The 15,515-nt window shown below is 59.1% G+C and carries 13 protein-coding genes; 8 read left to right on the top strand and 5 right to left on the bottom strand.

Translation table 11 applies throughout. The features are described from left to right. From fabZ to ACXWTF_RS12400, 4 genes are all read right to left on the bottom strand, one after another. Positions 1-444 (bottom strand): 3-hydroxyacyl-ACP dehydratase FabZ, encoded by a 444-nt coding sequence (fabZ, locus tag ACXWTF_RS12415; protein ID WP_231018798.1) that lies wholly within the window; start codon positions 442-444, stop codon positions 1-3. Positions 445-537: 93 nt separating this feature from the next. Further along, on the bottom strand, positions 538-1,620 hold the full coding sequence (locus ACXWTF_RS12410; protein ID WP_461715297.1) for an epoxyqueuosine reductase QueH: 1,083 nt from the start codon (positions 1,618-1,620) through the stop codon (positions 538-540). A gap of 104 nt (positions 1,621-1,724) precedes the next feature. Beyond that, on the bottom strand, positions 1,725-2,237 hold the full coding sequence (locus ACXWTF_RS12405) for a peptidylprolyl isomerase (RefSeq protein WP_461715296.1): 513 nt from the start codon (positions 2,235-2,237) through the stop codon (positions 1,725-1,727). A 112-nt stretch (positions 2,238-2,349) separates the two neighbouring features. Further along, the gene (locus ACXWTF_RS12400) at positions 2,350-3,930 is read right to left on the bottom strand and encodes a hypothetical protein (protein WP_461715295.1); all 1,581 of its coding nucleotides are present in this window, start codon (positions 3,928-3,930) and stop codon (positions 2,350-2,352) included. 220 nt (positions 3,931-4,150) lie between these two features. Here ACXWTF_RS12400 and ACXWTF_RS12395 point away from each other — a divergent pair, with 220 nt between their 5' ends. From ACXWTF_RS12395 to acs, 8 genes are all read left to right on the top strand, one after another. Further along, complete coding sequence (locus tag ACXWTF_RS12395; protein WP_461715294.1) at positions 4,151-5,779, top strand: sensor histidine kinase; 1,629 nt, start codon at positions 4,151-4,153, stop codon at positions 5,777-5,779. Beyond that, positions 5,760-6,419, top strand: a complete 660-nt coding sequence (locus tag ACXWTF_RS12390; RefSeq protein ID WP_461715293.1) for a response regulator transcription factor — start codon at positions 5,760-5,762, stop codon at positions 6,417-6,419. The genes ACXWTF_RS12395 and ACXWTF_RS12390 overlap by 20 nt, the downstream gene beginning before the upstream one ends. Before the next feature lie 138 nt (positions 6,420-6,557). Continuing rightward, positions 6,558-7,961 carry an OprD family outer membrane porin gene (locus ACXWTF_RS12385; protein ID WP_461715292.1) on the top strand — a complete coding sequence of 468 codons (1,404 nt, stop codon included), beginning with the start codon at positions 6,558-6,560 and terminating at the stop codon, positions 7,959-7,961. Positions 7,962-7,974: 13 nt separating this feature from the next. Beyond that, positions 7,975-8,307 (top strand): DUF485 domain-containing protein, encoded by a 333-nt coding sequence (locus tag ACXWTF_RS12380; protein ID WP_461715291.1) that lies wholly within the window; start codon positions 7,975-7,977, stop codon positions 8,305-8,307. After that, positions 8,304-9,953 carry a cation acetate symporter gene (locus ACXWTF_RS12375; RefSeq protein WP_461715290.1) on the top strand — a complete coding sequence of 550 codons (1,650 nt, stop codon included), beginning with the start codon at positions 8,304-8,306 and terminating at the stop codon, positions 9,951-9,953. Before ACXWTF_RS12380 ends, ACXWTF_RS12375 begins: the two co-directional genes overlap by 4 nt. A gap of 38 nt (positions 9,954-9,991) precedes the next feature. After that, positions 9,992-11,809 (top strand): putative nucleotidyltransferase substrate binding domain-containing protein, encoded by a 1,818-nt coding sequence (locus tag ACXWTF_RS12370; protein ID WP_461715289.1) that lies wholly within the window; start codon positions 9,992-9,994, stop codon positions 11,807-11,809. 118 nt (positions 11,810-11,927) lie between these two features. Then, on the top strand, positions 11,928-12,563 hold the full coding sequence (locus ACXWTF_RS12365; protein ID WP_461715288.1) for a 3'-5' exonuclease: 636 nt from the start codon (positions 11,928-11,930) through the stop codon (positions 12,561-12,563). Beyond that, positions 12,560-14,533 (top strand): acetate--CoA ligase, encoded by a 1,974-nt coding sequence (gene acs, locus ACXWTF_RS12360; RefSeq protein WP_461715287.1) that lies wholly within the window; start codon positions 12,560-12,562, stop codon positions 14,531-14,533. The genes ACXWTF_RS12365 and acs overlap by 4 nt, the downstream gene beginning before the upstream one ends. Before the next feature lie 81 nt (positions 14,534-14,614). On the opposite strand, the gene ACXWTF_RS12355 is transcribed toward acs, so the two are convergent. Further along, on the bottom strand, positions 14,615-15,496 hold the full coding sequence (locus ACXWTF_RS12355; protein WP_461715286.1) for a diguanylate cyclase: 882 nt from the start codon (positions 15,494-15,496) through the stop codon (positions 14,615-14,617). Positions 15,497-15,515: the final 19 nt, after the last annotated feature.

Below are 15,515 nucleotides of genomic sequence, written 5' to 3'. Positions count from 1 at the left end.
TTACTTGTCGACGATCATCGCTTTGAGCTCGGCCTCGGAAACGAGCTTGTCGTCCACATAGGCTTTGCCCTCCAGGATCCAGATGGCCCCTTTGTGTTTGACGACTTTCATGCGGTACTCCAGGCGGTCGCCCGGACGGACCGGGTTGCGGAACTTGGCACCGTCGATGCTCATGAAGTAGACGACTTTGTTCGCCGCTTCTTCTTCGCTCATATCCATGCTTTTAAACGCGAGGATACCGCCTGCCTGCGCCATCCCCTCGAGGATCATAACGCCCGGATAGATAGGGTGGCCCGGGAAGTGGCCTTCGAAGATCTGTTCGCCTATTGTCACGTTCTTGTAACCGGTGAGGGACTCGTTCGGGTTGAGTTCGGTGACGCGGTCTACGAGGAGGAACGGGAAGCGGTGCGGCAGAATTTTCTGAATTTCGACAACATCGATCATAGTGGGTTAATCTTCCTTTTTCTGATAGCTTGCCCGGCATATTTTGGCCGGGGAAAAGTGAGTGATTTTAGCGAAAAAGGGGTTAATAACCGATTAGTCTGCGATGAGCCGCTCTTTCGTATCCTCATACACCTTGGCGTCGAGGGTAAGGGTGAGTTTGCCTTCCGGGGCCGTGTCGACGACGATGAGGGGCGAGAGGTCGAACGGGGTGTCGCTGAGTTCCTGGCGCAGGGCGAGTTCATCTTCGAGGCTGGGCGGTTCAAAGCTGAGCGCCTTGACGTTTTCATACGTGGTTCCCAGGCGGCGGTTGAAGGTCTCAAGGGTGATGAAACGGACGTCGTCGCGGTTGAAGTAGTAAATACCGTGCTGTTCGTATTCCACTTTCCCGCTGGCACGCTGGCGCGGCAGGGTCGAGTAGTACAGGGCATACGCGGGGACGGACTCCGTTTTGCCCCGGGTGAGGCGGCAGGTAAACTGGCGGTAGTTGAGGAACTTCTGCTTGACGATGCGGTAGGTTCTGCCTGCATCTTCGAGGACCATCCGCTGTTCGTACATGGCCAGCCGCTCCTCGATGGAGGCGGGCAGGATACGGCCGTCGATGGGGGAGAACATCTCGTCCATCAGCCGCTCCTGGTGTTCGCGCTGCATGCTCAGCCCGAAGAGGCAGCCGCAGTAGTCCTGGCGGTAGAGCTGCTGCTCCTTGGTGACCCGGCTCTGGTCCTGGGTCCCGCCGCCGGCGCGGTAGTCGACGGCGATGAACTCGACACCGTGCTCGCGGTGAAAAGCGTCGCCGACGCGTTTGAGCTGCTCCTGGGATTTAAGCGGGCTCACCAGCAGGGTCGTCGTCATCCGTTTTTCGCCCAGTTCCAGGGCTTTGTTCGCGCTCACCTCGAAGCGGCGGTCGAAGCAGACCTCGCAGCGCGCCCCCTTCTCCGGCTCTTTCTCCAGTCCTCTGACGGCGTCCATCCAGGTTTCGAAGTCGTATGCGCCTTCGAGCAGATCGATGCCGAGTTTTTTGCACGAACGCTGGACGTCAAGGTAGCGCAGGCGGTATTCGGAGTAGGGGTGGATGTTGGGGTCGTAGAAGAAGCCGGTCAGCTTCTCCTCGGGGTAGTCGCGCTGCAGCTTCTCCAGGAAGAAGTGGGAGTCGACGCTGCAGCAGATATGGACCAACATTAGATTGTCTCCTTGGCAAGGAGCAAAGCCCCTTGCCAATTCCTCTCACTAAAGCTACGCCTAACGGCGAGAATGTCAGTCCAGCTATTCATGTAGAGCCTTGATTAAGCTTTTTCGGCGAGGATCTCGACTTTTTCGATCTTGTCCTGGCCGGCGATGCTGTCGAGCACGGCCATGGAGTCCGCGTCATCGGCTTCGATGCCGCCGAAGACGGTGTGGACACCGTCGAGGTGCGGGCAGGGGACGAAGCAGATAAAGAACTGGCTGCCGCCGGTGTTCGGACCCGCGTGGGCCATGGAGAGGGTGCCTTTGACATGCTTGTGAACGTTGTTGGCCGTTTCGCAGGCGATGCTCCAGCCCGGACCGCCGGTACCGGTACCGTGCGGGCAGCCGCCCTGGGCCATGAAGCCCGGGATGACGCGGTGGAAGTTCAGACCGTCGTAGTAGCCGTCTTTGGCGAGGAAGGCGAAGTTCGCGACGGTATTCGGCGTTTCCTCGTTATAGAGCTTGAGCCACATGACACCCTTGCTGGTGGTCATTTTCGCCCATTGGAACGATGCCATCTCTTCGGCGCTGTAGTCGTAGGTCTTGAGTTCTTGTTTTCCGAAACCGAACATAGGTAGTACTCCTGTGTATTTTAATCCGCATTATATTTGGGAAAAACTTAACGGGCGGTTTCTAAAGCGGGTTACCCGCAGAAAACGGGGCAGGCCAAGGCTACCGCCGGGCTTACGGCAGCGAAAAACGGTAGGTGAGACCGGCGCCGACGGATGTCGCGCTGAAGGGCCTCTCCTCATGGTAGAGGTCCGAAATGTTCACGGAGACGATCTGGCCCACCTGCGCATAGAGCGCAAACCGGTCACTGAGGCTGTAGCTTGTGCCGACGGAGGGCTTGAAGACGACACCGTCGACATTCGTTCCCAAAAGCAGCTGGAAAAAGCTTTGAAAGCGCGTGGAAGGGGTGTAGTGGTTCTGGACCCCGAAGCCGGCCAGGATCTCCCCGTATCCCGGGTAGCCCCTGAAGTCGTTGTAGGCGACGCTGACCTGGGTCGCAAAATACCAGTTCTCGTGCAGCAGCGCATCGAGCTGGGCCGAGAGCATATTGACGTCGTGGTGGTCGGCATGGGCGACCTTGACGTTGAGTTCGGTCTGCGGGAAGAGGCTGAGGCGGAACCCTTTGTAGCGGCTGGCCGATGCCTTCGTGTGCTGCCGTCCGGTCGAGAGGTGGTAGTTGAGGGTGGCGCCGACCGTATAGTTTTTCGACGTGCCCGTCGGGGCGGCCAGGTAGCCCCCGGAGAGGGCCAGGCCGACGGTGTCGCCCAGCAGGTACTCCAGGGATGCCTTGGGGTAGACCAGCAGTCCCGAACCGGTGTCGATGAGGTCGGGGGAGTACCCTCCGGAGCCGACGCCGACCTGTCCGTAGAGGTTCAGGCGCGGGGTGAGTGCGAAGCGGTGGCCGGCACCGGGGAGGACCTGGTTGTAGAGCGGAAGGCCCTTGTAGCCGATTTCCGCTTCGATGAAGAGGTAGTTGGCCTCATCGAGGAAATGGGAGAACTGCAGCGCGATTGTATTGATGGTTTTGTGGTTCGTGCCCTTCGGGTCGATCTGAAAGAGATTGTTCATCTCGAAGGTAAGGATATTTTCGTGCGAAGAGAGCAGGGCGTAAATGTCCGGGACGAGTTTGCCCGCATCGGCATAGGCACCGGCGGAGTAGTCGACGGATTTTTCGATAAAGAAATTGACCTGCGAGCTGTCGATCTGGGAATCTTGGAACTTGATGCGGGCGTAGTTCACCCCCGCCGAGAAGCCGTTTTCAAAGGCGTAGCCCACGCCGATGTAGCCGATGCCGAATCCCCCCGTTCCGGAGAGTTCCTTGCTCTGCGCGATGCTGGAACCGCCGCCCCCGCCGCCGAGGGTGGCCCCCGCGTCGATGAAGAGCCCTTCATAGATGCGGTACTGGGCATGGAGGGTGGCATCGAGGGTCATAAAACCGCCGTAATCGCCTTCCACCAGCGGGGCATGGAAGCCGACGCCGAAATAGAGCCAGCTGTTGAGCTGCTGCAGGTAGCGCATCCCGAACAGGTCGATGGTGCCGCTGTCCGTGAGGGGGATCACCTGGTAATCGGCGACGATCAATCCGTGTTCGGTGTGCGGTTCGTGTTCGGCGTAGCGGGCGCCGTCCGGGTCGGCAAGCGGCTGCGTTGGTTGTTCCGAAGCGATAAGGGTGGCCTGCGGCAGAAGAAGCACCGCCAGAAGCGTACAGACGGTTGTCAGCATACGGGAAGCAGCCATGGAGGGCAAAGGTCGCATTGTCAGAGCCTGTTCATTTGGTGTTGCACACTGCAGCGACTTCGCAAGACGCGAAGTTTCACGCGGATGTGTTAAAGCGCGAACATTATAGCACCGATGGTGTTGCGCCGTAGCGCCGTTCCTGCCTAAAATCCCCACATGGCATCCCTGCCGTGATTGGTTCCGCATGAGATTTAGGATAAACTTCACTTGAGTTAACGGGAAAACGGGATATAAGAAATTGAAAAGAAAAGCATCGCACGGCCCCTGGCATACGATCAGCCTGGAGAAGATCAACTTCCTTGCCATTGTGGCACTCTTCTGCTTTGCGATGCTCTTTACGCTGTTGGTCATTTTCGAAGAGTACCGTGATTTCGACCGGGATGCGGCCCGGATGCGCGCGACCTACCTGCAGCAGCAAAAGGAGCTGATCCGTGAGGAGACGCAGCGCGCGCTCAGTTTTGTCGAGCACGAGTACGGCCGCTGGCACGGCCGGCTTGACGAAGCGGTGCTCCAGCGCAATATCATCGATGCGATCAACGCCCTCTATGACCGCGGTGACGGCAGCAAATACATCTTTATCTACACCCTCGACGGCGTCAATATCAACGACCCGAACAAACCGGAAAATTACGGCAAGGATATGCTGGACATCGAGGACGTCAACGGTGTGAAGATCCTGCGGGAACTGATCGCCGCGGCGGGCAAGGACACCTTCGTACACTATGTCTGGGAGAAGCCGACGACGGGCAGACTCTCCCCCAAGATCGCTTCGGCCGTCGCCTTCAAGCCCTGGCACTGGCTGATCGGTTCGGGGGTCTACCTTGATGACATCGATGCCATGATCGCGGAGAAGAAGCTGCAAAAACGCGACCAGCTCATCAAGTACGTTATGGAGATCCTCACCCTCAGCGCCATCCTCTTCGCCCTGGCCCTGAGCGGAATCAAGCTGATCAACAAGGTGCTGCGCGATGAGATCCGCACCTTCAGCGACTTCTTTTCCCTCGCCGCGTCGCGCTACGTCGTCATTGAGCGCGAGCAGATCCGGATCGCCGAGTTCCAGACCCTGGTCGAGCACGTCAACGGCATGGTCGATACCATCCACAAGCGCAACCTGGAACTCTCCGACCTCAACGCCTCGCTGGAGCAGAAGGTGCGGGAGAAAACAGCCAAGCTGCGGCATGAGAAGGCGTTCAGCGACCAGCTCGTGCAGTCGCAGGACGCCTTTATCAAGCAGTCCATCCACGAGGTGAACACCCCGCTGGCGGTGATCATGACGCAGATCGACCTCTACCGCCACATGCACGGGGAGGACCGTTTCCTCGGCCATATCGAAGCGGCGGCGAAGATGCTCCATACGATCTTTGACGACCTGCGCTACATGGTGAAGAAGGAGCGGATCGACTACCCCTCCGATACGATCGACCTGGGGGCGTTCCTGCAGGCGCGGCTGGGGTTCTTCGAGAGCGTCATGGCCGCCAACCGGCTGAGCGTCGCCGCGAAGATCGCCCAGACGGTCCCGGTCTGCATGAATGACGAGGAGCTGCGTCGCATCGTCGACAACAACCTCTCAAACGCCATCAAGTACGCCTATCCCGACAGCACGGTCGACGTCGAGCTGGAGGTGGTGGCGCAGACGGCCCGCATGCGTTTCACGACGCGCTCGAACCCCATTGACCGCCCGGAAAAAGTGTTCGAACCCTTCTACCGGGAAGCGGACGAGCTGAGCGGTTTCGGGCTGGGGCTGCACCTGGTCAAGTCGATCTGCAACAAGTACGGCATCGAGACGGAGATCAGCTCCGAGGCGGGGGTGACGGCCTTTACCTATATTATTGCGAAAGGGGGGTGCGATGAAAATTCTGCTGCTTGAAGATGAGGTGATGCTGCAGGGCGCCGTAAGCGAGTACCTGCAGATGCATAACCACAAGGTCGACGCCTTCGTCGACGGGGCGGAAGCCCTGGAGGCCATCATGAAGGGCGGGTACGACCTGCTGATCCTCGATATCAATGTCCCCTCCATCGACGGGCTGAGCCTGCTGGAACGCCTGAACGAAGCGAAGATCGCCGTGCCCGCGATCTTCACGAGCGCGCAGACCGACATCGCCGAGATCTCGAAGGCGTATGAGCTGGGCTGTTTCGACTACCTCAAAAAGCCCTTTCACCTGCAGGAGCTTCTCTTGCACATCAACCGGGTCATGCGCGACGTCCCGCCGGACCAGCGCAAACACCTGCGCCTCTCCAAGCGCTACAGCTACGATATGCTCAACGAGACCCTGCTGTTCGACAACGAACCGCAGACGCTGACCCGGCGTCAGCACCAGATTATCGATTTGCTTGCCCGCAACATGAACCGGGTGGTCGATTTCGAAACATTCCGCATCTATGTCTGGGATGAGGCAATCATTGACAATGCGACCATCCGTGCCGAGGTAAACCGCCTGAAAAAGGGGCTTAAAGAGGATTTCATCCAGAATATCCGGGCGATGGGCTATATGATCACCTCACGCTGACCCCCGGCCGGCACGGCCGAAAAAGTGTTACTTTTTTACCACCTTTCGCTGAAAATCCGTATTTTTTTCCGTCAAATTGTCATTGCTATGTTCGCGCTACGTTCCTCGCTTAATGTGCTGAGAGTACAAGGAGAGACTATGAGAAAAACGTTACTTTTGTCCGGCATCACTGCTGCGCTCGTCACCGCCAATGCGGCCGACGATATCGCCGCGATGTTTGCAAACGGCAAAACGAGCGGGCAGATCCGCGCCTTCTACGTCGACCGGGACTACTCCGGCTACGACGGGGCACCGCATCGTAACGCAACGGCGCTGGGCGGGCACCTGGGTTATGAGACGGACGCGCTTTACGGGGTGAGCCTCGGGGCATCGGCCTATACGACGAACCGCATTTTCCAGGGGCTCGAATACGGCTCCCCCTCCGAGGGGAAGGTCGATCCGTCCCTGTTCGGAAACGGCTACAAGAGCTACAGCATCTTCGGCGAGGCCTATATCAACCTGAAGATGGGTGCGAGCAACCTGAAACTGGGACGCCAGTCCCTCAATACACCGATGGCCGCCGCCGACGATGCCCGGATGCTTCCGAGCTTCTTCGAGGCCTACGTCTATACGAACAGCAGCCTGGCCAACACGAGCCTCGTCGCGGCGCACATCACGAAGTTCGCCCCGGGCAGCTTCTCGAACATCTACACGGGCGGCGGGATCCTCGGCGCGACGTCGGGGTATTCGCCGATTCCGGCCAACTACTCCACCTACGGCGGCGACTTTGCCAACGTCGGGAGCTGGGCCGTCGGCGAAACGACACCGGGCATCACGACCCTTGCGGCGGTCTACAAGGATGAGCACCTGAGCCTCCAGGCGTGGGACTACTACGCCTGGGATATCCTCAACGCCGTCTATGCCGAGGGGAGCGTCAGCTGGAAATGCCTGCTCAACCCGGAAGTGAAACCCTTCGTCAGCGTTCAGCTGATCAAGCAGAACAACGTCGGCGACAATCTGCTTCAGAACCTCGGCGGCGACGGCAAGATCGACAGCCTCTACGGCGCGGCGAAGCTCGGGGCGAAGTACCACGGTTTCAGCGCCTATGCGGCCTATTCGCAGAGCAGCGCGAACAGCGACAGCGATATTACCGGCGGCCAGTCCTATGCCGGTGCCGTGATCACCCCCTGGGGCGGGATGCCGGCGTATACGCAGGGGATGGTGACGCGTCACCAGTTCATGGCGGGGACCAAGGCCTATAAAGGGGCCGTGGCCTACTCCTTCAAAGAGCACGGCGTCAACCTGAACGTGGCGGCCTACTATGTCGCCTTTGACATGGACAAGAACAACGGTTACTCCGTTGTCAAAGATGTCAACGGCACCGTCACCGGGGGATATGCCTGGACGGCGGCGGAGCCGGGCTTCGACATTCAGTACTACCCTGCGGCGGTGAAGAACCTGCAGCTGAGACTGCGCGGAAACTTCCCCGACAAGTTCTATGACAGTGCGGCAAAAACCGTCAATTGGGACGAATACCGGTTTATTGTAAACTATAACTTTTAATTAAAGGACGATCATGACGAACGAAATGGTTGATCATATTAAGAACAATCCGAAGTACCAGGAGTTGGTGAAGACGCGCAGCGCCTTTGCCTGGAAGCTTTCGATCGTAATGCTGGTGGTGTATTTCACCTTCATCCTTACCATCGCATTTGACCCGTCGCTGCTCGGCACGCCGCTGAGCGAGACGGGGGTCACGACGGTCGGTATCCCGGTCGGTGTCGCCATCATCTTTATTGCCTTCGTCCTGACGGGGCTCTACGTCAAACGCGCCAACGGCGAGTTCGACGATCTCAGCCGCGACGTCCGTGCCGAACTCGAGCGCGACATGGCAAAGGGGGCGGAATGAAACGTCTTCTTCTGCTTCTGACAGCCGCAGCGTCTTCGCTGATGGCATCGGGCGCCATAGAGGGTGCCGTGGAAAAACAGCCGCTGAACGTCTCGGCGATCGTCATGTTCCTCGTCTTCGTCGGTGCGACGCTGGGGATCACCTACTGGGCGGCCAAGCGTACGAAAACGGCCAAGGACTTCTACACTGCCGGCGGCGGTATTACGGGTTTCCAGAACGGGATGGCGATCGCCGGGGACTATATGTCCGCGGCATCGTTCCTGGGGATTTCCGGCCTCGTCTTCCTTAAAGGGTATGACGGGCTCATCTACTCCATCGGTTTCCTGGTCGGCTGGCCGCTGATCCTTTTCCTGGTGGCGGAGCGCCTGCGCAACCTCGGCAAGTACACCTTTGCCGACGTCGCCTCTTTCCGTCTGAAGCAGACGCCGATCCGTACCCTGGCGGCCTTCGGCTCCATCGCGACGGTTACGCTCTACCTGATCGCCCAGATGGTCGGTTCGGGCAAGCTGATCCAGATCCTCTTCGGTCTGCCGTACGAGGTCGCGGTCATCCTGGTCGGTGTCCTGATGATCCTCTACGTCACCTTCGGCGGGATGCTGGCGACCACGTGGGTCCAGATCATCAAAGCGGGGCTGCTGCTCTCCGGTGCAACCTTTATGGCGATCGCCGTCATGGCGCACTTCGGTTTCAGCTTCGAAGCGCTCTTTGCCAAGGCGGTCGAGGTGCACGACACCCATGACGCCATCATGAGCCCGGGCGGCCTGGTCAGCGACCCGGTCTCCGCGATCAGCCTCGGTATCGCGCTGATGTTCGGTACGGCGGGTCTGCCGCATATCCTGATGCGCTTCTTTACCGTCAGTGATGCGAAAGAGGCACGCAAATCGGTCTTTTACGCGACCGGTTTCATCGGCTATTTCTATATCCTGACCTTTATCATCGGGTTCGGGGCAATCGTCATGGTGGCGACCAACCCGCACTACCTTGATGCGGCGGGCACACTGCTCGGCGGCAACAACATGGCGGCGATCCACCTCAGCCACGCGGTCGGCGGGAACTTCTTCCTCGGCTTCATCTCGGCGGTGGCCTTCGCGACGATCCTCGCAGTCGTCTCCGGTCTGACCCTGGCGGGCGCTTCGGCGATCAGCCACGACCTCTACGCCAACGTCTTCCGCCGCGGGCAGGTCGACGAGATGCAGGAGATGCGTATCTCTAAGATCGCCGTTGTCGTCATGGGGATCGTCGCGATCCTGCTGGGGATCGCGTTTGAGAAGCAGAACATCGCGTTCATGGTCGGTCTGGCCTTCGCCATCGCCGCATCCGCGAACTTCCCGGTGCTCTTCCTCTCCATGTTCTGGAAGAGACTGACGACGCGCGGTGCCGTCATCGGTGGTACGCTCGGTCTGGCAACGGCGGTCCTGCTGGTGATCCTCGGCCCGATCGTATGGGTCCAGATCCTCGGCAATGCCGAAGCGGTCTTCCCGTACAAGTATCCGGCGCTCTTCTCCGTCACGGTCGCCTTCGCCGGTATCTGGTTCTTCTCCATTACCGACAAGAGTGCGGACGGCGAGAACGAACGCGAAGCCTTCGAGGCCCAGAACATCCGTTCACAGACCGGTATCGGTGCCGAAGGCGCCGTCAGCCACTAATCGCGGGAGTGTGACTCCCGTGCCAGCATGAGGTATTAATGAGCATATTCGACCAGAAGCAGCTGTTGGCGTCGATGCACCCCTTTGACCTGTTGTCATCGCGGGCGCTGGACAACGTCATGGCGCAGATGGACATCGCCTACTATCCCCGGGAGACGGTACTGGTCTCGCCCAACGTCCCCGCGGAGTGCCTCTACATCATCATCAAAGGCAGCGTGCATGAGTGGCTGGGCGAGGAGCTGACCGACGCCTACGGGGCGATGGACAGCTTCGACGCCGACGCCCTCATCTACGGCAAGACGGACAAACGGTTCGTCGTGCATGAAGAACTCATCTGCTATGAACTCCCCAAACAGGTCTTTCTCGATCTCATCCAGGACCACGACGCCTTCAAACACTTCTACCTCGAAGACTTTGTCACCAAGCACGAACAGCTCAAAATGCTCAAGCAACAGAACGACCTGACGCCGTTCATGGTGGCGCGCATCGGCGATATCTACCTCCATGCGCCCTGTATCGTCGCGGCGGAGACCCCCATCGCGGAAGCGGTGCGGCAGATGGAAGCGATGAAGAGCCCCGCGATACTCGTTGAAGGGGAGGAGGGGTACGGCATCGTGACCGATACGGACCTGCGCCGCAGCGTTCTGATGGGCAGGGTCGAGGCTTCCGCCGCGATCGCCACCATCGCCACCCGTCCCCTCATCACCATCGAGAAACAGGATTTCCTCTTCAATGCACTGCTGCAGTTCACCGCGCATCACATCAAGCGCGTCGCCGTCACGGACGGCGGAAAGGTCGTCGGGATCCTCGAGCAGCTCGACCTGCTCAGCTTCTTCGCGAGCCACTCCTACCTGGTGGCGATGCAGGTCGAAAAGGCCGAGAGCATCGCGGCGCTGCAGCGCATCGGCGAAGAGATGGTCCACCTGATCCGCTCCCTGCACACCAAGGGGGTCAAGGTCCGCTATATCACCAAACTGATCAACGCGCTCAATACGAAGATCTACCGCAAGGTGTTCGAGTTCTGCGTCGCGCCGGAACACCGGAACGACTGCGCCCTCATTGTCATGGGCAGCGAGGGGCGCGGCGAGCAGATTTTGCGGACCGACCAGGACAACGGTCTCATTATCCGCGACGGCTGCGGGAAGGATTTCGCCGACGAGATGGCGGCGATGAACGACGCCCTGCGGCAGCTTGGCTTCCCCGACTGTCCGGGCAACGTGATGGTGACCAATCCCCACTGGCGCCGCGCGCTCGGGGCGTACCAGTCGGATATCGACGGCTGGGTCGGCTCGATGGACGAGGCGGCGCTGCAGAACCTCGATATTTTCCTGGATGCGCGCTGCGTCGCCGGGAATGCCGAGCTTCTTGAACGGGCCAAGCAGTACCTTTACGGCCGCTTTGAAGGGCGCGACGACGTCCTGGCCCACATGGCGAAGGCCGCGCTCAGTTTCGAGACGCCGCTGAGTCTCTTTTCGGGTCTGGTGGTCGAGCGCAGACAGGGGAACACGCTGAACCTGAAAAAGGGCGGGATCTTCGCCATCGTCCACGGCATCCGCGTCCTGGCGCTGCAGAAGAAGATCCGGGAGACGAACACGTTCGAGCGGATCAAGCAGCTCAACAATGTCGGGGTCTTCGACAAGACCTTCTCGACGGAGCTGATGGAGGCCTACGATACGCTGCTCTCGATCAGGCTGCGGGCCCGCCTGGGCCACGCCGGGGAGGGGTGGATGCTCAATGAGGTCGCCCCGGGCGAGCTGGACAAGCTGGAGCGGGACCTGCTCAAGGACAGTTTCAAGGTCGTCAACGCCCTCAAGAAGCTGTTGACCTACCACTTCCACCTGAACATGGTGATGTGATGTTCGGCTATTACTGTGGTACGCCAATGGAGCAAAGCCCCATTGACTACGTTAACACTTGGTTTTCCTCAGCGGAAGGCTCGTACGGTTGCCTGCGTTGCCGTTATGGTGAACGCGTATGAAGTTATTTCAAACACTCCGTGCCAAACGGAACCGCAGACGGCTGAAGGAGGAGGCGTACGCCTTCTTGTTCGAACCCTACGACGGCGACGAGGTCGTCGTTTTCGATACGGAGACGACGGGGCTCGACCCCAAAAAAGACGAGATCGTCTCCATCGGCGCGGTGAAGGTGAAAGGCAACCGGATCCTCACCTCGGAGACCTTCGAGGTCTACCTGAAAACGTCCAGACCCATCCCGGCGGAGAGCATAGAGGTGCATGGCATTCGTCCCTGCGACCTCGAGCATGCGCTCTCTCCGCCGGAGGGGATTGCGAAGTTCCTGCATTTTATCGGCCCGAGGCCGCTGGCAGGGTACTACCTTGAGTTTGACGTGGCGATGATCAACCGCTATGTCAAACCCTGGCTCGGGGTGGAACTTCCCAACCCGAAAACAGAGGTCTCCGGCCTTTACTTTGACAAAAAAAATTTCGGGATTCCGCAAGGAAACATTGATTTACGCTTTGATACAATCCTTGCCAATCTGGGAGTGCCCCCAATGGGCAGACACAACGCCGTCAACGACGCGATCATGACGGCAATGATCTATATCAAATTGAACAAAACGATTAAACTCAAAACAGGAGAGAGAACATGAGTGATACAACAGTCAAACCGGTTTTCCAACCCAACCGCGAATTCGCCAAAACGGCGCGCGTCAAGAACATGTGTGAATACAAAGACCTTGCGGCATGGGCCGAAGAGGATTATGAAGGGTTCTGGGACCACTTCGCGAAAGAGAAGATCGACTGGTTCGAGCCGTACGGCAAGGTACTCGATGACAGCAACATGCCGTTTGCGAAATGGTTTGAAGGCGGTAAGCTCAACGTGGCGCACCAGTGTATCGACCGTCACCTCGACTCGCGCAAGAACAAAGCGGCGATCATCTTTGAAGGGGACCGCGGCGATAAGCAGATCGTCACCTACCTCGAGCTCTACTACAACGTCAACAAAATGGCGAACCTCCTCAAGAACGAGTTCGGCATCAAAAAGGGTGACCGCGTCGTCATCTACATGCCGATGATCCTCGAAGCGGCCTACGCCATGCTGGCGTGTACGCGTATCGGTGCGATCCACTCCATCGTCTTTGGCGGCTTCTCCGCGGAAGCGCTGCGCGACCGTATCATCGACGCGGAGGCGAAACTCGTCATTACCGCCGACGGTGCGTTCCGCAAGGACAAACCGTACATGCTCAAGCCGGTCGTCGACAAAGCCCTTGAAGAGGGGTGCGAGTGTGTTAACAAGGTCCTCGTCGTTCAGCGCAACGGTGAAGATATCGAGTGGAAGGCGGGCCGTGACTACTCCTATAACGAGATGATCGAGCAGCAGTCCGCTGTCTGCGAAAGCGAACCGATGGACAGCGAAGACCCGATGTTCCTGCTCTATACGTCCGGTTCCACGGGCAAGCCGAAGGGGGTCCAGCACAATACGGCGGGCTACATCCTCTGGGCGCAGATGACGATGGAGTGGGTCTTCGACGTCAAGGAGAACGACACCTACTGGTGTACGGCCGACATCGGCTGGATCACCGGCCACACCTACATCGTCTACGGTCCGCTCGCCATGGGTGCGACGACGCTGATGTTCGAAGGGGTCCCGACCTATCCGGACGCGGGACGCCCGTGGAAGATGGTCGAAGAGTACAAGATCAACCAGTTCTACACGGCGCCGACGGCGATCCGCGTGCTGCACAAAACGGGGGCGGAAGAGCCTGCGAAGTACGATCTGAGCTCCCTCAAGGTCCTCGGCACCGTCGGCGAGCCTATTGACCCGCCGGCATGGAAGTGGTACTACGAGGAGATCGGCGGTGGCAAATGCGCCATCGTCGATACCTACTGGCAGACGGAGACGGGCGGCCATATCGTCACGCCGCTGCCGGGCGCGACGCCGATCAAACCGGCGTGTGCGACCCTGCCCCTGCCGGGCATCATGGGTGAGATCCTCGACCCGGAAACGGGCAAGAAGGTCGGCGTTGGCGAGAGTGGCTACATGTGTGTCACCAAGCCGTGGCCGTCGATGATCCGTGGCGTCTGGGGTGACCCGGAGCGCTTCGTGAAGTCCTACTTCGGCGACGTCAAGAAAGACGGACAGCCGGTCTACTTCACCGGTGACGGCGCGAACTACGACGAGGACGGCTACATCACCATCACGGGCCGTACGGACGACGTCATCAACGTCTCCGGCCACCGTATGGGTACCGCCGAGGTCGAAGCGGCGTGCAAGAAGCACCCGAACGTCGCGGAAGTCGCCGTCGTCGGCAAGCCGCACGAGCTCAAGGGTGAGGGGATCTTTGCCTATGTCGTCCTCAAAGGCGACGAGAGCATGGCTGAAGATGTCGAGATGAGCAAAGAGATTAACAACGTCATCAAGCAAGAGATCGGCAACATCGCCGTCTGCGACGACATCGCTTTTGTTCCGGGCCTGCCGAAGACCCGTTCGGGCAAGATCATGCGCCGTATTCTGCGCTCCATCGCCAAAGGCGAGGCGATCACCCAGGATACGTCGACGCTCGAAGACCCCAGTGTCGTCGAAAAGATCCAGGAAGTCGTCAACGCCTGCCGCGTCTGACCGTACATGGGGAGTGCGCCGCGCTCCCGCCCCACTTTTTTTTCAATCCTTGACAGTGAACGTTTGCTTTTTCTCTGTGTCCTATTCGGATACGACACTCTTGTTGCGTCCGCCCAGTTTGGCTTCGTAGAGGGCTTTGTCGGCCTCTTCGATGGCCGTTTCGATGTTGTGGTGGTCCCGGAGCCTGGTCAGTCCCGCAGAGATCGTGACGCATATACTCTCCCCGCTGGGAATATGCGTTTCCAACAGCGCGATTCCTTCGCGGATGCGCTCGATCACGGCTCTGGCCGTCTCGACATCGGTGTGGGGCATCATGACCAGGAACTCCTCCCCGCCGTAGCGGTAGACGCTGTCGTAGGGGCGCAGATGCTGCAGGATAAAGGCGGCAATATTGGCGAGGACAAGGTCCCCCGTCGGGTGGCCGTGCGTATCGTTGACCTGCTTGAAATGGTCGATGTCGATGATGGAGATCACCGTCGTCTCGACGTGTCGGTCGATCAGATCCATCTGCTTGCGCAGATCGCTGAGCATGCTGATGCGGTTGCGGACCCCGGTGAGGGGGTCGCGGTTGTACAGGGTCTCCTCGAGTTCGTATTTGAGGGTCTGCAGGTTGAGGCGCAGGCGCTCGATGGAGTTGGCGAAACTGTCGTAATCGATATGGGAGATGGCTTCGTCCCGCGAGGAGGTCTCCAGCAGCAGTCTCGCCAGGGTGTGTACCTTTTTATGCTCGCCTCGGATCGACTGAAAGGTCTTGTTGTTCTGGATCTCTTTCTCGGAACAGTTGTAGTACCACTGACCGAAGGTGCAGTGATGGTGGGCATCTTCGGCCATGTCGCGGTAATCGAAGGGGAGGCGGCAGACGATGGAGCGGATGATGTTCTGGTGCCACTGGTTATGGTTGTAGATGGCCTGGTCCACTTCGCGGATGACGGCCTGGAGTTTTTCCCGGTTGATACGGTACATTTTTATTCCCTCCCCGCAG

Source organism: Thiomicrolovo sp. ZZH C-3 (assembly GCF_054862725.1).
The sequence above is the reverse complement of the archived record's forward strand: the minus strand, read 5'-3'. Positions and strand labels throughout refer to the sequence as shown.

Bases quoted from the DNA above. Each gene is read 5' to 3' on its own strand.
- acs (WP_461715287.1), top strand. From the start codon at position 12,560: ATGAGTGATACAACAGTCAAACCGGTTTTCCAACCCAACCGCGAATTC.
- ACXWTF_RS12365 (WP_461715288.1), top strand. From the start codon at position 11,928: ATGAAGTTATTTCAAACACTCCGTGCCAAACGGAACCGCAGACGGCTG.
- fabZ (WP_231018798.1), bottom strand. From the start codon at position 444: ATGATCGATGTTGTCGAAATTCAGAAAATTCTGCCGCACCGCTTCCCG.
- ACXWTF_RS12385 (WP_461715292.1), top strand. From the start codon at position 6,558: ATGAGAAAAACGTTACTTTTGTCCGGCATCACTGCTGCGCTCGTCACC.
- ACXWTF_RS12400 (WP_461715295.1), bottom strand. From the start codon at position 3,930: ATGCGACCTTTGCCCTCCATGGCTGCTTCCCGTATGCTGACAACCGTC.
- ACXWTF_RS12405 (WP_461715296.1), bottom strand. From the start codon at position 2,237: ATGTTCGGTTTCGGAAAACAAGAACTCAAGACCTACGACTACAGCGCC.
- ACXWTF_RS12390 (WP_461715293.1), top strand. From the start codon at position 5,760: ATGAAAATTCTGCTGCTTGAAGATGAGGTGATGCTGCAGGGCGCCGTA.
- ACXWTF_RS12410 (WP_461715297.1), bottom strand. From the start codon at position 1,620: ATGTTGGTCCATATCTGCTGCAGCGTCGACTCCCACTTCTTCCTGGAG.
- ACXWTF_RS12355 (WP_461715286.1), bottom strand. From the start codon at position 15,496: ATGTACCGTATCAACCGGGAAAAACTCCAGGCCGTCATCCGCGAAGTG.
- ACXWTF_RS12370 (WP_461715289.1), top strand. From the start codon at position 9,992: ATGAGCATATTCGACCAGAAGCAGCTGTTGGCGTCGATGCACCCCTTT.
- ACXWTF_RS12380 (WP_461715291.1), top strand. From the start codon at position 7,975: ATGACGAACGAAATGGTTGATCATATTAAGAACAATCCGAAGTACCAG.
- ACXWTF_RS12375 (WP_461715290.1), top strand. From the start codon at position 8,304: ATGAAACGTCTTCTTCTGCTTCTGACAGCCGCAGCGTCTTCGCTGATG.